The sequence below is a fragment of the Sutcliffiella horikoshii genome, assembly GCF_008180725.1.
GTDB lineage: Bacteria > Bacillota > Bacilli > Bacillales > Bacillaceae_I > Sutcliffiella_A > Sutcliffiella_A horikoshii_B.
Genome location: NZ_VTEV01000017.1, coordinates 21,387 through 40,454, shown reverse-complemented (window position 1 = coordinate 40,454; position 19,068 = coordinate 21,387). Strand labels below are relative to the sequence as shown.

Genomic DNA, 19,068 nt, shown 5'->3' with positions numbered 1-19,068 from the left:
GGCTGTAGTCGGTCCCAAGGGTTGGGCTGTTCGCCCATTAAAGCGGTACGCGAGCTGGGTTCAGAACGTCGTGAGACAGTTCGGTCCCTATCCGTCGTGGGCGCAGGAAATTTGAGAGGAGCTGTCCTTAGTACGAGAGGACCGGGATGGACGCACCGCTGGTGTACCAGTTGTCTTGCCAAAGGCATAGCTGGGTAGCTACGTGCGGACGGGATAAGTGCTGAAAGCATCTAAGCATGAAGCCCCCCTCAAGATGAGATTTCCTTTTACTTCGGTAAGYAAGATCCCTGAAAGATGATCAGGTAGATAGGTTCGAGGTGGAAGCATGGCGACATGTGGAGCTGACGAATACTAATCGATCGAGGACTTAACCCAATAAGTATTGAAATAAGTGAACGATATGAATTTCTTGATAGGAACACATTATCTAGTTTTGAAGGAACAAAGAAAGATGTAAAAACATCTTGATTTTCTTCTTCAATTTTGTATAATATAATTTGTCTGGTAATGATGGCGAAGAGGTCACACCCGTTCCCATACCGAACACGGAAGTTAAGCTCTTCAGCGCCGATGGTAGTTGGGGGATCTCCCCCTGTGAGAGTAGGACGTTGCCAGGCTAGTATTGTTCCACCATAGCTCAGCGGTAGAGCATTCGGCTGTTAACCGAAGGGTCGTAGGTTCGAATCCTACTGGTGGAGCCATGCTTCCATAGCTCAGTTAGGTAGAGCACTTCCATGGTAAGGAAGAGGTCACCGGTTCGAGCCCGGTTGGAAGCTTATACAAAAAATTGGCCCGTTGGTCAAGCGGTTAAGACACCGCCCTTTCACGGCGGTAACACGGGTTCGAATCCCGTACGGGTCACCAAAGTTTTTTTCGTGTAGCGAAAATAACTGTCCTATTAAAAAGCACTATTAATATGAAATTACATTGGAGGATTAGCTCAGCTGGGAGAGCACCTGCCTTACAAGCAGGGGGTCGGCGGTTCGATCCCGTCATCCTCCACCATATCCCTTGGAGGGGTAGCGAAGTGGCTAAACGCGGCGGACTGTAAATCCGCTCCTTCGGGTTCGGCAGTTCGAATCTGCCCCCCTCCACCATTTTAACTTCGAAATGAAAATTCCGGAGTTTTTGTTTGAAGAAAATGTATAAACTTTCCCAAATCAGAGATAATAAGTGAAGTTAGTTATCAATGAAGATTGGGTATGTGGTACATAGAGACAACTACACTTAATGGGCTATAGCCAAGCGGTAAGGCATCGCACTTTGACTGCGACATGCGTTGGTTCGAATCCAGCTAGCCCAGCCAACGTGCCATTAGCTCAGTCGGTAGAGCATCTGACTTTTAATCAGAGGGTCGAAGGTTCGAGTCCTTCATGGCACATAATTTTTTTCAAAGCTTTATTATAACTTCATAAGGGGCCTTAGCTCAGCTGGGAGAGCGCCTGCTTTGCACGCAGGAGGTCAGCGGTTCGATCCCGCTAGGCTCCACTTATTAATAAAGTTTAAGTCATAGACCTTTGGGTTTATGGCTTTTTTGTATGCCTGTTGATAAAGTGGATGGTTTTCTGTTCGCTAGTGCGATGACGTTATGAGCAAGCACGTAAAGATTCTATCGGTTCAATAAAGTACAGAACTTGACTTCGCTTTAACTGAATCGGGCGAAAATAAAATTTTACGGGCGATTTTTGAAAAATACGGGAGAAAATCACAGGTAATCGGGCGATTTCTAAAATATGGAACAATGCAGCCGGTCTACCTAACTCAGAAAGACCTGAGTGCAATTCTCAATTCAAAGCTTCCCTCTGCTCACCGAAACCCTATCCCTCCCTTTGTCATAAATAATCCAACAATTCCAAACTGCATATATATTCAAAACTATGTCGAGTTGAGTCATTTGATAGTTTCCCTATACAATAGAACTAGATTATATAAAGGGGGACACGATTCATGAAGAAGGATATCAGCATTATAGGAGTACCAATGGACTTGGGGCAAACACGTCGCGGAGTGGATATGGGTCCTAGTGCGATAAGATATGCAGGAGTAGTAGAAAGATTAGAAAATTTAACAAAGACGATAGAAGATCTTGGGGATATCGAAATTGGCAGTAGAGAAAGAACTGCATCAAGTGAAAGTAACCTCAAAAATTTGAAAGCGGTTGCGGAGGCGAGTGAAAACCTGGCTTCTAAGGTGAATGAAGTCCTTTCAAATGGAAGGTTTCCTCTTGTATTTGGTGGAGATCATAGTATTGCAATTGGGACCATTGCAGGTCTTGCCAAGCACTATTCCAACATGGGCGTCATCTGGTATGACGCACATGGGGATCTGAACACGGGAGAAACTTCTCCATCAGGTAATATCCATGGTATGCCGCTGGCAGTAAGTTTAGGCATAGGTGATTCTACATTGACGTCTATCGGCGGTGAACATGCTAAAATCAAACCAGAGAATATTGTCATAATTGGTGCAAGATCTTTGGATGAAGGCGAGAAAGTATTAATTAAGGAAAAAGGCATTAAAGTATTCACGATGCATGAGATTGATCGCTTAGGAATGGCTGCCGTAATGGAAGAGGCAATTGCCTACTTGAGGGAGCGAGATACAGATGGTGTTCATTTATCCTTGGACCTTGATGGGCTAGATCCTCATGATGCACCTGGTGTTGGGACGCCAGTACTTGGAGGAATCTCGTATCGCGAAAGCCACCTGGCCATGGAAATGCTAGAAGAAGCTAATATCTTAACTTCAGCAGAATTTGTAGAAGTTAATCCAATTTTAGACGAGCGTAACAAAACAGCAACGGTAGCTGTAGCTTTAATGGGATCCTTGTTTGGCGAAAAACTTCTTTAAATAAACGGTCTGTTAAACAACGCTGTAATTTACTTTAATAAAAAAAACACCAGCAACTAATACTTAAGTAGTTGCTGGTTTTCGTTTTATTTGTAAGTATAGGTATTGATTTATTAATGAATCAAGCGAGGTGCTCGCATCAATTACTTCCTTAGATTGAAGATGGTTAGTTGAGGAAAGTCGAATCATTTCTTCTCTTTTTCTCTCAATTGCTTCTTGTAAATGGACGGTAGCATGGACGGCCACTATACAACACCCCTTATTCATTAGGCTTCAAAAAACTAATAATAGTAGTTTTTACCCTCTTTTATCCTTTTTTAAACCAAATTCAGTAAATATTTGTTAGAATATATTTTTAAGAGAAGTTTTTCGAGAAAAAATGAAACCTTTTACGGCGAAGCACGTATTACAAGTCGACCGCCAGACAACGGGGGAACGGAATGGAAGAGCTAATCAGAAAAAGAATAAAACAAATAAAAAAAGGCGATCAGGATGCATTTGCGGAAATTGTGGAATTGTTTAAGGACAAGATTTATCAATTGGTCTATCGAATGATTGGCAATTCGCATGAAGCAGAAGACATTGCACAAGAAGCGTTTATACGTGCATATATTAACATCAACAGTTTCGATGTAAATCGCAAGTTTTCGACCTGGTTATATCGAATTGCAACAAACTTGACGATTGACCGCATACGCAAAAAGAAGCCAGATTATTATTTAGATGCAGAAGTAGCAGGTACAGAAGGTTTAACGATGTATTCCCAGGTGGCAGCGGATATTGCGTTACCTGAGGAGGAAGTGGAAACAATGGAGCTGCAAGGAGAAATACAGCGCCAGATACTTAAGCTTCCGGATAAATACCGATCGGTAATTGTCTTAAAATACATTGATGAGTTATCATTGATTGAAATCAGTGAAATTCTAGAAATTCCGGTCGGAACCGTAAAAACTAGAATCCATAGAGGGCGAGAAGCGCTGAGGCAGCAATTGCGCCATGTTTAATTCTGGAGGTGTTATAATTAATGAATAAATGCCCGGAACATATCGTCCAGTATATGCATGAGTATTTAGATGGTGATCTAGAAAAAGAACGAGAAAAAGAGCTAAAAGCACATCTCCACGACTGCAAAGAATGCTATCAGCAGTTTCATGAACTGGAGAAGGCGATTGCCCTTGTGCAAAGCACCTCTCATATATCTGCACCAAATGATTTCACGCAAAGAGTGATGAATAGTTTACCGAAAGAAAAGAAGACCATAGGTTGGAATCGCTGGTTCCGTTCCCATCCGATGCTTGTAGCTGCCGCCATTTTCTTTATTTTAATGAGTGGAAGTTTATTTGGAGGTTGGCAGGAAGAGAAGTTTGCATTCACTAACCAGCCGAATCTTGTAGTCGAGGATAATACCGTCGTTGTCCCAGAAGGAAAGGTTGTGGATGGGGATGTTGTCGTTAAAAACGGAAACATCCGAGTGGAGGGTGAAGTCAGAGGGAATGTGACGGTCATCAATGGCGAAAACTACCTCGCTTCCGCAGGCCAGGTAACAGGAGACATCGAAGAAATTAACCAAGTATTTGAATGGATCTGGTACACCATGAAAGACGGCTTTAAAAAAGCGGTTAATGTGTTTAATGACTGAGCAGTAACCTAGTTGATCGAAGTGGAAGGCGTGGAACTCCTGAGGGGAATAGCAGCGTCTGAAACGGAGATCAACTGTCAAATGCTATATTCAAATGAGGTGCTTGATACAATTCAAGCATCTTTTTATATTTCAAGGAGATTATAATAATATTGCAAAACATGAATTAACAGGCCATTTCTACCTGATTGTTAAAAATATGCTATAATAACATGGTTACGGTTTTCGTACTTGATACATAAATCTTGTACTGTTAAAGGAAGTGTGAGGATGCCTTTTGAAATACCTTTTGGAGATATGCCATATTTAAGTTACCTTGCTAATATCATAGATATTTTACTCGTTTGGTTTGTTATCTATAAGCTTATCATGGTCATCCGTGGGACAAAGGCGGTCCAGTTATTAAAGGGGATAACAGTAATTGTAGTGGTAAGGATCATTAGTAACTTTTTAGGATTCAGTACCTTACAATGGTTGATGGACCAAGCTTTGACATGGGGATTCCTGGCGATTATTATTATTTTTCAGCCAGAGCTTCGTCGCGCCTTGGAGCAATTGGGTAGAGGGAAATTGTTCTCAAGAAGCGGGATAGATGATGAGGAAGAGCATGCCAAAATGATCGAAGCAGTCGTTAAATCCGTGCAATATATGGCCAAACGCCGTATTGGTGCATTGATTTCGATTGAACGAGAGACCGGAATGGGAGATTACATAGAAACGGGTATTCCGTTGCATGCAAAAGTTTCATCCGAACTTTTGATTAACATCTTTATTCCGAATACACCACTTCATGATGGAGCGGTTATTTTGCAAAAGAGCCAAGTATCTGCAGCAGCTTGTTACTTGCCATTGTCTGAGAGTCCTTTTATATCAAAAGAGCTTGGAACAAGGCATAGAGCAGCACTTGGAATCAGTGAAGTAACAGATAGTATTACCATTATCGTATCTGAGGAGACTGGTAGTATATCTGTTACGAAGAACGGTGAGTTGCACCGTGACCTAGAACCTGAATTATTCAGCGAGCTATTGAAGAAGGAATTGGATATAAGTGTGAAGACCGCTACTTCGAATCGCTGGCAATGGAGGGGGCAGAAGGATGGATAAGTTTATCAATAACCGTTGGGTGATGAAAATTATCGCTTTGTTGTTGGCATTTATGCTTTACATGTCAGTCAGCATTGAGAATAGTTCCACTCAGCAGGCAGACTCTCCCCCTTCTCCTTTTTCGGGATCGACGGATGTGCAAACTGTGACAGATGTTCCGGTTGAAGCGTTCTATGACCGGGAGAATCTAGTTGTTTCCGGTGTTCCGCAAAGTGTTACAGTAACACTAGAGGGTCCTACGGCATCTGTTAAACCAACTGCCTTGCAGAAGGATTTCGAAATCGTTGCAGATCTTTCAAATTTGGGTGTTGGAACTCATCAAGTAACGTTGGAGTCTCGGAATCTTTCTGACAGATTAGATGTAGTAATTGAACCATCAGTAGCTTCCGTTACCATCCATGAAAAGATTTCTGAGGATTTCCCAGTGGACGTTGATTTTATTAACAGAGGCCAAATGGAAGAAGGTTATCAGGCGGAACAACCAATTGTAAAGCCTAATATTGTTAAAGTAACAGGATCTCGTGAATTGATTGAAAGTATCGCATTGGTGAAAGCACGTGTCGATCTGAAGGGCGTCAATGAAGCTGTTGAACAACAGTCTCGTGTGACGGTCTATGACAGGGAAGGAAACACGTTGAATGTGGAAGTAAATCCTCCTGTAGTAGATGTGAGTGTTCCGATTACAAGTCCCTTTAAATCAGTTCCGTTGAAAATAAATCGCAAAGGTTCTTTAAAAGAGAACCTAAGTATTACAAAGATAGAAGCAGTACCAAATGAAGTAACGGTCTATGGTCCAAAAAGCGCCCTTGACAAGTTGGAGTTCATTGATAATATAGAGTTGGATTTAACTCAGATTACGGAAAGCACAACCATTGAAGTTGATGTACCTGTACCGGATGGGGTGAAACGCGTTGTACCGGAAAAGGTGAAGATCAATGTGGAAGTGGAAAAAGAAGAGCAAAAAACGTTTACGAATGTTCCTATTCAACAAATCGGTCTGACAGAGGGCCTGGAAATAGAATTCATTGATCCGGAAACTGGTTTAATGGATCTTACAGTACTTGGTGCACCAAGCACCCTTGAGGGCGTTAATAGCTCTGATATGGAAATGTATATTAATGTAACAGACTTGAATGCTGGGGAACATGAAGCTCCTCTTGAGATCAACGGTCCACAAAACGTTTCGTGGGACCTGCCAAAGAGAAATGTGAAGTTTAGATTAATAGAAGAAACTAATGAGTAGTAAAAGGAGAGATTTACGAAATGGGTAAATATTTTGGTACGGATGGAGTGCGCGGTGTAGCGAACTCGGAATTAACACCTGAATTGGCATTTAAAGTAGGACGTTTGGGAGGTTATGTGTTAACAAAAGACCAAACTCGTCCGAAAGTGCTGATCGGCCGTGATACGCGTATTTCAGGACATATGCTGGAAGGAGCGCTAGTGGCAGGTTTACTATCCATTGGTGCAGAAGTCATGCGCTTAGGAGTAATCTCTACTCCTGGTGTGGCTTACCTGACAAAAGCATTGGGTGCCCAAGCTGGTGTGATGATCTCTGCTTCTCATAATCCGGTTGCAGACAACGGAATTAAGTTTTTTGGTCCGGATGGTTTCAAACTTTCTGACGAGCAGGAAGCGGAAATTGAAGCATTGATGGATGAAGAAACAGACAGCCTTCCACGTCCAGTCGGTGCAGACCTAGGTCAAGTAAACGACTATTTTGAAGGCGGACAGAAATACCTTCAGTTCCTAAAGCAAACTGTGGATGAGGACTTCTCTGGTATTCACATTGCATTAGATTGTGCACATGGTGCGACATCTTCTCATGCTACACATCTTTTTGCAGACCTAGAGGCGGACATCTCTACAATGGGATCTTCTCCAAATGGACTGAACATCAATGATGGTGTAGGCTCTACTCACCCAGAGGCACTTGCTCAATTAGTGCTTGATAAGGGTGCTGATATCGGTCTTGCATTTGATGGAGACGGAGACCGCATCATCGCGGTGGATGAAAAAGGACAAATTGTCGATGGTGATCAGATCATGTTCATCTGTGCAAAATACTTAAGCGAACAAGGTCGTCTTCGCCATAACACAGTCGTATCCACTGTGATGAGCAACCTTGGCTTCTACAAAGCATTAGAGGCTAGCAATGTAGAAACAAAGCAAACTGCAGTAGGTGACCGTTATGTAGTAGAAGAGATGAAAAACGGCAACTATCTTCTTGGTGGAGAGCAATCCGGTCACATCATCTTCCTTGACTACAACACAACAGGTGACGGCATGCTAACAGGCCTTCAGCTTGTAAACATCATGAAGCTGACGAAAAAAAGCCTATCTGAACTTGCGGGTGAAATGACAAAGTTCCCTCAACTTCTTGTGAACATCAAAGTGACGGACAAGCACCGAGTAACAGAAAACGAGAAAGTAAAGGCTGTCATTGAAGAAGTAGAAGCGGAAATGAACGGAAACGGCCGCATCCTTGTACGTCCTTCCGGTACAGAGCCACTTGTACGTGTCATGGCCGAAGCGCCAACACAAGAGCAATGCGATGAGTATGTCGAGCGTATCGCAGCAGTTGTGCGCGCGGAAATGGGCACGGAATAATTGATACAGTGAACGAGAAAGATATGCATATACCGCACTTATAGAGCGGTGGATGCATATCTTTTTTATATGGTGTGGAATTTTAAATTTCCGGTGAAGATGGTATGTAACGTTTAGGTCCGTAGTATCGATGTGGGGGAGAGGTTGTAGCTCAGGGCATGCATGCATGTGAATTTGTAATTGTCCGAAGTTTTGCCGTTTTTGACCGAAGTTTCGGCAAAGTTGACCGAAGATTTCACGAATTTGACCGAAGATTTGACATAGTTGTCCGAATGAAATTTTGAAGTGTCCAAACGAGGTTGGTTTTTGACCGAACGGTACCCATCAATTGTCCGAACCCACCCCAAAAACCGTTTAGAAATGTCCGAACTTTATGGTATAGTGTCCGAATGCTTTTTTAACCTATCAAAAAGCGGGAAATTTGCTCATTTTTACATCAAGAGCGTCAAATTTGCTCATTATTGCAACCCAAATCGTATTTTTGTTTGTAACCCAACACTAGGCTAACTTAACTCACTACCCTAATCAAATCATTAGCATAAGTAAAAATGCCCCCAACTTTTCATAAAATGGAAATAATCCACATAATTGTTGACGAATTGGGGTATGAAAGGTAAGATATTATTTGTTGCTATTCAAGAACAGGAAGGAGCATCAAAGTCATACAACAATAACTAGATACACAAAGCGCCTGAACTAAGTGACGGACGAAACAATGCTTAGTTGACGAGGAGGAGGTTTATCGATCTATCGGCGGATGCCTCCCGGTTGCCAATCACAACCGACTCAGGGACAGTTTAAAGCATAAAGGCAACTTTATGTACAAAGACTGTTACTATGATTACAAAATTTATTTTATAGGTAATGTGGGGGCAAGACTGTCCCCTTACTATGGTGTGCTTTCTTGTCCCTGCAACTCTAGGGAGGAAACTATTTATGTGCGGAATCGTAGGATATATCGGAACACAGGATACAAAGGAAATTCTTTTAAAAGGTCTAGAAAAGCTTGAATACCGTGGATATGACTCCGCTGGAATCGCGGTAATGAACGAGAGCGGCGTACACGTATTCAAGGAAAAAGGCCGTATTGCAGACCTTCGCGATGTAGTGGACAATGACGTTTTAGCATCAACTGGAATCGGTCACACTCGCTGGGCAACTCACGGTGTGCCAAGTAAAGTAAATGCGCATCCACACCAAAGCACGTCTGGTCGCTTTACACTTGTACACAACGGAGTTATCGAGAACTATTCACAATTAAAACGCGAACACTTACAAGGCGTAGAGCTAGTAAGTGAAACAGATACAGAAGTAGTCGTACAAATTATCGAGAAATTTGCAAACGAAGGACAGCATGTGGAAGAAGCGATGCGTCGCACTCTTTCCATCCTAAAAGGTTCTTACGCGATTGCTTTACTGGACAACGAAGATCCAGAAACAATCTATGTAGGAAAAAATAAGAGCCCGCTACTAGTCGGAGTAGGAAAAGGCGACTTCAACGTAGTGGCAAGTGACGCAATGGCAATGATCCAAGTAACAGATCAATTCGTTGAGCTGATGGATAAAGAGATGGTTATCGTAAAGAAAGAAGCGGTAACGATCAAGAAGTTGAACGGTGAAATTATCGAGCGCGCGCCATACACTGCTGAACTAGATGCAAGTGATATCGAAAAAGGCACATACCCACATTACATGTTAAAAGAAATCGATGAGCAGCCATTAGTAATTCGTAAGCTCATCCAAAAATATCAAAACGAAAACGGCGAGTTGACGATTGATGAAGACATCATCAACGCTGTTAATCAATCTGACCGCATCTACATCGTAGCAGCAGGAACAAGCTACCACGCAGGTCTAGTTGGAGCACAAATGATTGAAAAGCTTGCAAAGGTACCTGTAGAAGTGCACGTAGCAAGTGAGTTCAACTACAACATGCCGATTTTATCAGAAAAACCGCTATTCATCTTCATCTCTCAAAGTGGAGAAACAGCGGACAGCCGTGCAGTACTTGTACAAGTAAAAGAGCTTGGATACCCAGCACTTACTGTTACAAACGTACAAGGATCCACACTATCCCGTGAAGCGGATTTCACATTGTTACTTCACGCTGGCCCTGAGATTGCCGTAGCTTCTACAAAAGCATACACGGCCCAACTTGGTGTTCTATCCATTTTCGCGGCAGTACTAGCGGAATCTAAAGGCCACAACCTAGAATTCGACCTAGTGCAAGATCTGGGTATCGTTGCAAACGCAATGGAAGTTCTATGTGAAGCTAAAGAAGAGCTAGAAGATATTGCTCGCAAATTCTTGGCAACAACAAGAAACTGCTTCTTCATCGGCCGTACAATGGATTACTATGTAGGTCTTGAAGGTGCATTGAAATTAAAAGAAATCTCCTACATCCAAGCAGAAGGATTTGCTGGCGGAGAATTAAAGCACGGAACAATTGCCCTAATTGAAAATGGTACACCAGTTATCGCGATCTCCACACAAGAACAAGTGGACTTAAGCATCCGCGGTAACGTGAAAGAGGTAGTAGCACGTGGTGCCAACCCTTGTATTATCTCCATGAAAGGCCTGGAAACAGAAGAAGACAGTTTCGTTGTACCACCAGTAAACGAACTGCTTTCTCCACTAGTTTCTGTTATTCCGTTACAATTGATCTCTTACTACGCAGCACTTCACAGAGATTGTGACGTAGATAAGCCACGTAACCTTGCGAAGAGTGTTACGGTAGAATAAATTTGTAGTGTAGCTGTAAAAAGCTGTCATGAGAAATAAAAGTATGGAACCAGTTAAGAATCTTTGGAACCATTAAATAAACAATGGAACCCGTAAAGAATATATGGAACTACAATTTCAGTCCCGATGAGCTTTTATCATCGGGACTTTTCACACATGGAGGGATACTTTAAGTGTTGACTTTGGGTGAACGTATTAAGCGTATAAGGAAATCTAATAAGTTAAATCAGGTGGAATTTGCAAAGATTTTAGGAGTTTCTCAGGGAACCCTAAGTGAAATTGAGAAGGATAAATATAAACCATCTACTGATATCATTATTTCTATACATAACAACTTTAAAGTTGATTTAGAATGGCTATTAATAAACTCTAATGAGAAGAACGTAGAAAAAAAATCATACATATCAAAAATTGAGGATATGGAAGTGGATTTAATCAATTTATTTAGAAAGTTGACAATTAAAGACCAAGAAGAAATTGTTGATATTATTGAATTGAAGTTAAAGCGATATAAAATAAATTAAAGTGAAAAAATATGGATGGATAATTATAAATTAAATTTCACAAAAGAAGGTGCCTTATTAGGCACCTTTTTAAATTACTTATACAAAATTTTTATGTATACCTCATGATTGAATACTTCCTAGATTTGTTCCACCGCCATCGCAATGAGGGCAGTTAGTTGAAAAAAAACCTCTATTTGAACACACATAACAATAGGTTTTATTACACTCGAAGCACTTAAATATTTCTATATCCTTTTCATTGCAGCCGCAATTCATACACATTGCAAATGTTGATACCATAAAAGAATCTCCTTCCTAGGATTATAATTTACATAGTACAGTTGTTTCCAAAAAAAGTGAGATGATACTCCATCTTGCATAGCCTTGGTAATGAAAAAGGATTTCTTGTTAAAGTTTTTAATAGGAGATAAATATAAAATTGATGACATATTTCTTTAAGTTTTGTATAATAATGTTAGAGATCAGTTAGAAAACCCTGTATGTACCTTTTGAGTATATATGGGGTTTTTTCATTTAGGGGGAGAATATATGGAAAAGAATTATACTACACTTCGTGGGAGATTAGATAAATTAAGAAGTCGTGGAATGGCAATACCAAAAGATAAAGAAAAAGAACGAGGAGTTATCAAACGGTATAATTATTATAATTTGGTAAATGCCTATAAAGACCCTTTTTTGGTTGATAGGAATAATTATCCAGCACATGCCGATCCTAATGAAGATTATTATTTATCAGGGACAACGCCATCACATTTAGAAGCGTTGTATATATTCGATGAAAAATTAAGAAAGATATTTCTGGAAAGAATATTAAAAATAGAAGAGCGTCTCAAAGATGTAATTGTACAATCTTTTTATGAACACCATACAGATAACGGGAAGAAACTAAAATTAGTTAACCTCTTACATAGAGAAAGTGAGTATTTGAGACGTAATTACTATGATTTAACTGATGTGAAGACATATGTAGTGAATGAAAAAAGTGGGCATAAATATACTGTAATTGGGACGTATCCAAGACGTAATAATACAATGAGACGTGATCCCAAATCTTACATAATAAATAAAGATGAAATTTTTCATTCTTTAATTGCTATACTGTACAGACAAATTGGTCAGCAACGGAAAAAAAATAAATCAATTAGTTCTTACTTAGACAAACATACATACCTGCCTATGTGGATACTTTCCAATATTATGACTTTCGGCAATGTAAGCAAACATTTTGAAATCTTAACATTAGATGTTCAATTACTTGTATTAGATAAATTAAAATTAAATGGTGGTAGCTTATCAAACGAGTTAAAAGTGTTAAATGCTTCAAGAGTAATACATATTTTAGGTCTATTTCGTAATTCATGTGCTCATAATGAACGGTTTTATTGTAGTAATGTTCACACCCCTATTGATGATGAATTCATGGGATATTTAAATAAATTTCCTCAAGCTTTACAAATAAATAGGTTAAAAGGTGGAACGAATTATTTAAACAGTAGACAGTTTGAAAAAATTGAACGCCATAGACACAGCATCTACTCCTTGATGTTTTGTATATCTTTATTTTTAAATCAAACGGAATTAACAAAATTTAAAAATGAAATAAAAAGAGAGTTACAATCGTTAAACTCTACAATACCTGCTGCTTCTTATCAAAAGGTTGAAAAGTTAATGGGTTTAGATTTTGATTGGTATGCTCATCTCATTAAGTAAAAGCTTAATATTTATACACTGGATTTTTAGCTCATATCCTTTTCGGCTATTCGATAACTTATGACTAGGTAGGGAAAGAGATAATATACATTAATTAAGGGTGGTTACAATCGCAAATATGTAATCACCCTTTTATTAATCAAAAACCTCCGTATATAATGTCCCCTTTTGCATTTCTAAGAATTGCACTTAAACTTACGAGTGATTAGCTTTTTATAAAAATTATATATACAAAGCTTGGAACCATAATGTCCAAGCTTCTTTGCTCACCCTATCCTTCCATATGATAGGACAATTTTATTAATAAAAATCACTCACTTATTACTTTGAAAAATTTTCAAGATTGAAACTGTTAATTTTTACATATTTGATATAATATACCTAAACATCATCAATATTAACTGGAGGCATAAAAATGCTAAATAGTTCTTAAAGCGTTTCTATATAGGGTTAGACTAGGCATTTCAAATTACAAAGGAGTGGCATTTGTGTGATTGATGTGGATTGGTTTTTATCAATTTTAGATAAAACAGATATGGCGTATATTTGCCATAAATACAAATTAAGTGTAACAGGATTTCAACGGAATTTGACCAAGGCTCCAATTAAAACATTAGGTAGTACAATTAAAACAGCTATAAATAATGGATATCAGAAAAAGAAGGGGAACAAAAAAAACTATTTGCCTTTTGAAGAAAGGTTGGCAGATATCGTTAATGACTTAAAAGAAAAATATCCTTATATCTTAGAGGTAGCGTTTTTGGAATTTGCCGGACGTGCAGAATTAGAAACAGATTTGCGAGAGTATGAGATTGTCTCAATTGCCTATAAAATATTCCCAAATGAGTTCGAAGAACATTATGAAACAGCAGTCACTAATACAAAGCAAGGTCGTTACATTTTTTATGGAATATCCGAGGAATTAAGTAAAACAGCTATAGAAAAAATTTGTAATATTGTGGGTGTCAATAACCTTCACGAAAGAAATATCAAGATTTTAAAAGAATTTAGTAACGATTGCCTAAAATCATCAATAGATATTTTTAACGGAATGCTAGATTTGGTGGAAGATGAAGAAATGGCTTTTCGAGCTTTCGCAAAATCGGAAAATGATATATATCTTTTTATTTTGGTTGCTTTTTTAATAAAGAATGAAAGATATAAAGATGAAAACTACAAGGACCTTGTTCAAACTGCTGTTCTAGATATTCAAAATCTTGAACAAGAGCGTTTGACTCTGAACATAGAAGAAATGGAAGAGGAGACAAAGAAAACTGAAAACAAATTACAAGAACTAATACATGAAAAAAATAGATTAGAAGAGAAAAACTCTGATTTAATTTATCGCTTGAATAGACATATAGACAAAGAAAAAACTCTTACACTTAAGCTAGGTGAGCTAACTACCAAAGTGACAACCTTAGAAAACGTTCTCCAAAAGAACGAACCACTACAAATGTTTTTTTATCGAGTCATTACCGAAAACAACTTCATTATAGTCACAAAGGATGTTGAGCACTTTAATGGAACTCCATTTGAAAGCGTAACCATTTTACCGTCGCAAATTAGAAACGAAATAAAGATGAGCGCCTATAATCCATACAAGGATCAAATCGTGTATGTAACTAGATCATCCTTTATAAATGGAACGGAGTGGTATCAATTTAAACGATTTTTAGAAAAACACCATGTAAGTTATGAAGAATTAGGTCAATATGAGATTACTTTTTATATACAAGAAATTATTCAACACTTAAGCAGAAAGGAAGTCTTAATTTATGCAGACGAAATTTGAACAAAGAGAACTCTCACATACTGATAAGAGGAACATTGAAGAATGCTTTATTTTAGGGAAATTGGCGGATGATGATACGACTTTACCAGGTTTGGGAAGCGAGCCTGGTAAAGCAGTAAGTTATTCAGCATTTGGCGCTCCAGGTAGTATTGTTTTCTATGTAAAAGCATACTCAGATGAACCATCTATATTAAAAGAGCAGCTAGAGAAACGCCCAGAGGATGTCTATATCACATTTGATAATAGAAACAAACTCTATTTAGGACGTGAAAATTATGAGGTTGCTGAAGATAAAATTGAATTCATTAGGAAACATTTCCAAAATAAACTAATCCTTTTCAAACCAAAGTTGAATTATGAATCTCAAAAGAAAAGATATCATTATAATTTTGACATTGTACTGGTGGATAATGAAGGAGAGCCATCTACACATTATGTTGCTATTCCTCATTATAAAAACGGCATATCGCATAAGCGATTTGAAAAATTATTATTAGACCAAAAACCTATAGAGCTAGAACAGTATAATCATAGCTTTGATATTCCAGAATTCATAGTATGTGATAATTTTATTTATCACATACCAGATCCAGACGTTTTTGAAAAATACAAGGCTAGAACTACTACTTACATCTGTAGGAAACCTAAAGAAATCAAACGAATTCCATTGCCACACAATTGGCATTTTTCGATGGCAAAGGCAGCATATAAGGACTTATGTTTTATCTCTACAAAAAATAGAGGTGAATTGATTGATGAAATTGATCAATCTGGAGAAATTATTACTGAGTCTTATAAACAATTGGAGAAAGGCGAAACTACAGAAAGAAAGGAAAGAACTAATCCATTAGAAGTTATAGAAAAACAAGAAGGTCATAAGGGGGAACATTTCGATGAGGTTGTTCCTCCTGAATATAAATTTTTGGAAAGATTAGAGGTATTAGCTGAAGAAAGAGATTTAATATATGACCAAAATGATTTGAAGAATCTGCATATTTCATTAAAAACAAGTAAATTTACTATATTGGGTGGAATGAGTGGAACTGGAAAATCAGAACTTGCACGTCTATATGCCGATGCCCTTGGTTTAATACAAGGGGACAACCTATTATTTATCCCGGTAAGCCCATCTTTTACAGAACCTTCGGATGTATTAGGTTTTTTGAATCAACAAACAGGTATTTATATGGAAAGTGATACTGGATTAGTCAGCTTTCTCTTAAAAGCCAATAAAGAAAAAAACAAAATGTTTATGGTTATATTTGATGAAATGAATCTAGGCCAAGTTGAGCATTATTTTAGCGATTTTATCTCAATTTTAGAAGCTCCTATAGGTCAAAGAAAATTAAAGTTGTTTAGTGATAAAGCAATGTGCCGTCAAGAAGAATACCGAGATGGAATCGAAATAGGTGAAAATGTATTATTTGTAGGTACTGCTAATTTTGATGAAACTGGCAAGGAATTTTCCAATAGGCTTTTAGACCGATCAAATGTATTAATTTTGGAGAAGAAAGGGTTTTTAGAAGCGAAAATTTACGAAGAGGAACAAAAAAGTCGAGAAGAAGACGAAATAACTTCTTCAGATCTTCCTTCTAACATCACTTTTAAGCTGTTTACTTCTTGGATTAAACAATCTAAAGGGTTATTGTCTTTGGAAGATGTCGAATTAAAGATCTTGGATGAACTTCACGACCAGATTAGCAATTATGATTCACAGACAGGTGTATCATTCAGGATAGTAAAATCTATTTCCAAGTACCTCATAAATGTTCCTTTTGATGAAGATGAAAACGAATTATTATCTCGTGATGTAGCATTTGATTATCAAATCAAACAAAGAATTTTACCGAAAATTCGAGGATACCGTGACCAAATTGAAAATCTTGTTTTCAAGATGGATAATGAGGGGAAACCGAACGAAAAAGATGGGAAACTCGGTATAATCTTAACAAAATATGAGGGACCTAAATTTGAAAAGTCTTTACTATATCTTGAGCAAAAAGCGAAAGAGTTGATAAGAAATGGCTATACATTGTAATGGAAAAGATTTGCCTATCACAATAGCAATCAATCATGACAATGGGGTTGATAAAATTTTTGAAAATATTTACCCCTATAGTGCTTATATAAAACAAGATTCCTACATTGTACTATTCGAGGGACTAAACACTTCAATTAAATTTTATGTTGATGATCCTGAACATTTCGATCAAGATGCTAGAATAGAAATTCAAACATCTCGTTATGACACATCGGATACACAAGAAACCCTTGTGTATCCACTATCTCTAGATTCCAATATAAACTTGATGTACAAACATTCTGCCGATGATACCTTTCCTTGGAGGATGGGGACTTATTTCCTTCATGTTCATTATAAAGGGCAAACGTATACAACTGCTTTTCTTGTCAAACCCTTATATCTCTCAACCGAACAAGTTCTATCTGTTCATAGTTACTTAGAATCAAAAATTGAAGGAATTATCTATGATTTGATTTATAGTAATGAAAGTTTAACGGACCAAGGAGAAAAAATACTTACCAATTGGTATTATGATTACGCAAGATACATCACCAACCAAAAGGAATCTATCTTCTATTTTTTAATGTCCTTAGAAAAACAGCCACTATCCCATTTAATCAGCAGCAATGAAATTAGTCTACTTCCAGGTAGAATGAATAGAAGGTCGATTAAATGGAGCACTACAAACAATGGGTTAGCAAAGAACAGTGGAATTGGAGAAGAAACTTATTATTATAACCGAGTTAAAAAGGTGGATTACAATCATAATGCAAACCGGTGGATGAAGAATATCTTATCGTGCTGGAGTGTAGAATTACATCATGTAATCGAAACCATATCTAACAGTCACTCTGATGTGCAAAAGAAACTATCCTCTTTACGTCAGAAAATAGCGGATTTGCATGAAAGAAAAACTTATTTGAACACCAAAAGAGAGGTTTCAAAAACCACTAAAATTGATATTTGGTCACAAATTTCAATTATCGAAAAAGAGATTCAAAAGCACTTTGAAATATCAAAACAGCAAGAAAACTGGATTATACAATTACGTTCCATTTTTAGTAGGATGATTTACCTTATAAATAATTCATTTTTAAAAGAAGTTGAACGTGGAAAAATTAAGCCAATTCTAAAGAATAACAATTATTATCAGTTGAACATCATATATGAAAAGTCCAAGCTCTATCAACAGAAGGAAGCGGATAATAAACAATTTATGAAAATCCTTAAACCGTTTTGGCAAATATATGAATATTATTGTTTATTTTCAGTAATGGATAGTCTGAAAAAAATAGGTTTCCAGATTAAAAAAGGGTTTGAACCTAATTTTATAGAGTTATATCATCAAAGCATGATTCCACCAGAAACTTTCTTCGAACTAGAGAACGATAGAGCCATAATTCATTGTTGGTATGATAAATATCATGGAGATAAGTTCGCCGCTGAACAAAATGGAGAATTATTTTTTGCGGGACAGGAAAAGAAAAGACCCGATATCAAACTTGACCTATACGAAAAGAAAGAAAATGGTGAATTGTTGTTTATAAGTAGTCTGATACTTGATGCTAAGTTTAGGAAATTAGCAAATATGCATAATGAAGATTATGCTACCACCACATATCAACAATTAACCAGTTATTATAACTTTTTTTATTTGGGGAAAAACAGAAAATCTCCAAGGGGACAAGTGGTACAACAAGTGATCTGTTTATACGGAAGCGAAAAAGGAACAAATGTTAAGAAAACGGTGGAACCCCTCTTATATATTCAACTGTTTCCCAATATTAAGGAGAATGGCGAAATCGAAACTAAAGGAGAAAAGGAAGTCCTAGAGGAACTACATTATTGGTTAGAAGAATTTATTCCTTCTCCCCTCGTGTATTAAAAAGTATATAAAATAATTCTATATAATTACCGGGTTTCATTTTGGTGAAAAATATAAACAACTATTAAGAGGACTAAATATACACTATTTAGTCCTCTTATTTTGTTGAAATCTAAGAGTTTCTTGTACTTTGTTGGCTAGTAAATAACATTGCAGACCTGTAAACCACTTTTTGTGAAGTAT

General features: G+C 37.7%; 13 protein-coding genes, 8 tRNA genes and 2 rRNA genes. 22 read left to right on the top strand and 1 reads right to left on the bottom strand.

The features are described 5' to 3' along the window. The 11 genes from FZC76_RS22535 to rocF form a co-directional block, all read left to right on the top strand. Window positions 1-375, top strand: a 23S ribosomal RNA gene (locus tag FZC76_RS22535); the annotation flags it as partial. 125 nt (window positions 376-500) lie between these two features. After that, window positions 501-617: ribosomal RNA gene (gene rrf / locus FZC76_RS22530) — 5S ribosomal RNA — on the top strand. A gap of 9 nt (window positions 618-626) precedes the next feature. Next, window positions 627-701: transfer RNA gene (locus FZC76_RS22525), tRNA-Asn, on the top strand. A gap of 1 nt (window position 702) precedes the next feature. After that, a tRNA-Thr gene (locus FZC76_RS22520) sits at window positions 703-776 on the top strand. A 13-nt stretch (window positions 777-789) separates the two neighbouring features. Then, window positions 790-864: transfer RNA gene (locus FZC76_RS22515), tRNA-Glu, on the top strand. A 65-nt stretch (window positions 865-929) separates the two neighbouring features. Beyond that, window positions 930-1,005: transfer RNA gene (locus FZC76_RS22510), tRNA-Val, on the top strand. Window positions 1,006-1,013: 8 nt separating this feature from the next. Then, window positions 1,014-1,097 (top strand) — tRNA-Tyr (locus FZC76_RS22505). A 134-nt stretch (window positions 1,098-1,231) separates the two neighbouring features. Further along, window positions 1,232-1,306: transfer RNA gene (locus tag FZC76_RS22500), tRNA-Gln, on the top strand. A gap of 2 nt (window positions 1,307-1,308) precedes the next feature. Beyond that, window positions 1,309-1,381 (top strand) — tRNA-Lys (locus FZC76_RS22495). 34 nt (window positions 1,382-1,415) lie between these two features. Continuing rightward, a tRNA-Ala gene (locus FZC76_RS22490) sits at window positions 1,416-1,488 on the top strand. A 459-nt stretch (window positions 1,489-1,947) separates the two neighbouring features. Then, the gene (gene rocF / locus FZC76_RS22485; RefSeq protein ID WP_148990330.1) at window positions 1,948-2,850 is read left to right on the top strand and encodes an arginase; all 903 of its coding nucleotides are present in this window, start codon (window positions 1,948-1,950) and stop codon (window positions 2,848-2,850) included. Window positions 2,851-2,913: 63 nt separating this feature from the next. Here the strand turns inward: rocF and FZC76_RS22480 are convergent, their stop codons facing one another. After that, complete coding sequence (locus FZC76_RS22480) at window positions 2,914-3,096, bottom strand: aspartyl-phosphate phosphatase Spo0E family protein (protein WP_262372768.1); 183 nt, start codon at window positions 3,094-3,096, stop codon at window positions 2,914-2,916. Between the two features lie 194 nt (window positions 3,097-3,290). On the opposite strand from FZC76_RS22480, the gene sigW reads away from it, so the two are divergent. The 11 genes from sigW (at window position 3,291) to FZC76_RS22425 (ending at window position 18,885) form a co-directional block, all read left to right on the top strand. Beyond that, window positions 3,291-3,854, top strand: a complete 564-nt coding sequence (sigW, locus tag FZC76_RS22475; RefSeq protein WP_060666092.1) for an RNA polymerase sigma factor SigW — start codon at window positions 3,291-3,293, stop codon at window positions 3,852-3,854. Between the two features lie 20 nt (window positions 3,855-3,874). Next, the gene (locus tag FZC76_RS22470; RefSeq protein ID WP_148990327.1) at window positions 3,875-4,489 is read left to right on the top strand and encodes an anti-sigma factor family protein; all 615 of its coding nucleotides are present in this window, start codon (window positions 3,875-3,877) and stop codon (window positions 4,487-4,489) included. Window positions 4,490-4,771: 282 nt separating this feature from the next. Further along, window positions 4,772-5,593 carry a diadenylate cyclase CdaA gene (gene cdaA, locus FZC76_RS22465; protein WP_148990332.1) on the top strand — a complete coding sequence of 274 codons (822 nt, stop codon included), beginning with the start codon at window positions 4,772-4,774 and terminating at the stop codon, window positions 5,591-5,593. After that, on the top strand, window positions 5,586-6,836 hold the full coding sequence (locus FZC76_RS22460; RefSeq protein ID WP_148990325.1) for a CdaR family protein: 1,251 nt from the start codon (window positions 5,586-5,588) through the stop codon (window positions 6,834-6,836). Before cdaA ends, FZC76_RS22460 begins: the two co-directional genes overlap by 8 nt. A gap of 20 nt (window positions 6,837-6,856) precedes the next feature. Next, window positions 6,857-8,203 (top strand): phosphoglucosamine mutase, encoded by a 1,347-nt coding sequence (gene glmM, locus FZC76_RS22455; protein ID WP_148990324.1) that lies wholly within the window; start codon window positions 6,857-6,859, stop codon window positions 8,201-8,203. A gap of 936 nt (window positions 8,204-9,139) precedes the next feature. Next, window positions 9,140-10,945 (top strand): glutamine--fructose-6-phosphate transaminase (isomerizing), encoded by a 1,806-nt coding sequence (gene glmS / locus FZC76_RS22450; RefSeq protein ID WP_148990323.1) that lies wholly within the window; start codon window positions 9,140-9,142, stop codon window positions 10,943-10,945. A gap of 173 nt (window positions 10,946-11,118) precedes the next feature. Next, the gene (locus FZC76_RS22445; RefSeq protein ID WP_148990322.1) at window positions 11,119-11,469 is read left to right on the top strand and encodes a helix-turn-helix domain-containing protein; all 351 of its coding nucleotides are present in this window, start codon (window positions 11,119-11,121) and stop codon (window positions 11,467-11,469) included. A gap of 531 nt (window positions 11,470-12,000) precedes the next feature. Further along, complete coding sequence (locus FZC76_RS22440; protein WP_187442196.1) at window positions 12,001-13,182, top strand: Abi family protein; 1,182 nt, start codon at window positions 12,001-12,003, stop codon at window positions 13,180-13,182. Between the two features lie 490 nt (window positions 13,183-13,672). After that, window positions 13,673-14,977, top strand: a complete 1,305-nt coding sequence (locus tag FZC76_RS22435) for a hypothetical protein (RefSeq protein WP_148990319.1) — start codon at window positions 13,673-13,675, stop codon at window positions 14,975-14,977. Further along, the gene (locus FZC76_RS22430; RefSeq protein ID WP_148990318.1) at window positions 14,961-17,015 is read left to right on the top strand and encodes an McrB family protein; all 2,055 of its coding nucleotides are present in this window, start codon (window positions 14,961-14,963) and stop codon (window positions 17,013-17,015) included. The genes FZC76_RS22435 and FZC76_RS22430 overlap by 17 nt, the downstream gene beginning before the upstream one ends. Next, complete coding sequence (locus FZC76_RS22425; RefSeq protein ID WP_148990317.1) at window positions 16,999-18,885, top strand: hypothetical protein; 1,887 nt, start codon at window positions 16,999-17,001, stop codon at window positions 18,883-18,885. Before FZC76_RS22430 ends, FZC76_RS22425 begins: the two co-directional genes overlap by 17 nt. Window positions 18,886-19,068 lie beyond the last annotated feature (183 nt).

Bases quoted from the DNA above. Each gene is read 5' to 3' on its own strand.
- FZC76_RS22430 (WP_148990318.1), top strand. From the start codon at position 14,961: ATGCAGACGAAATTTGAACAAAGAGAACTCTCACATACTGATAAGAGG.
- FZC76_RS22460 (WP_148990325.1), top strand. From the start codon at position 5,586: ATGGATAAGTTTATCAATAACCGTTGGGTGATGAAAATTATCGCTTTG.
- sigW (WP_060666092.1), top strand. From the start codon at position 3,291: ATGGAAGAGCTAATCAGAAAAAGAATAAAACAAATAAAAAAAGGCGAT.
- FZC76_RS22425 (WP_148990317.1), top strand. From the start codon at position 16,999: ATGGCTATACATTGTAATGGAAAAGATTTGCCTATCACAATAGCAATC.
- FZC76_RS22440 (WP_187442196.1), top strand. From the start codon at position 12,001: ATGGAAAAGAATTATACTACACTTCGTGGGAGATTAGATAAATTAAGA.
- FZC76_RS22470 (WP_148990327.1), top strand. From the start codon at position 3,875: ATGAATAAATGCCCGGAACATATCGTCCAGTATATGCATGAGTATTTA.
- rocF (WP_148990330.1), top strand. From the start codon at position 1,948: ATGAAGAAGGATATCAGCATTATAGGAGTACCAATGGACTTGGGGCAA.
- glmM (WP_148990324.1), top strand. From the start codon at position 6,857: ATGGGTAAATATTTTGGTACGGATGGAGTGCGCGGTGTAGCGAACTCG.
- glmS (WP_148990323.1), top strand. From the start codon at position 9,140: ATGTGCGGAATCGTAGGATATATCGGAACACAGGATACAAAGGAAATT.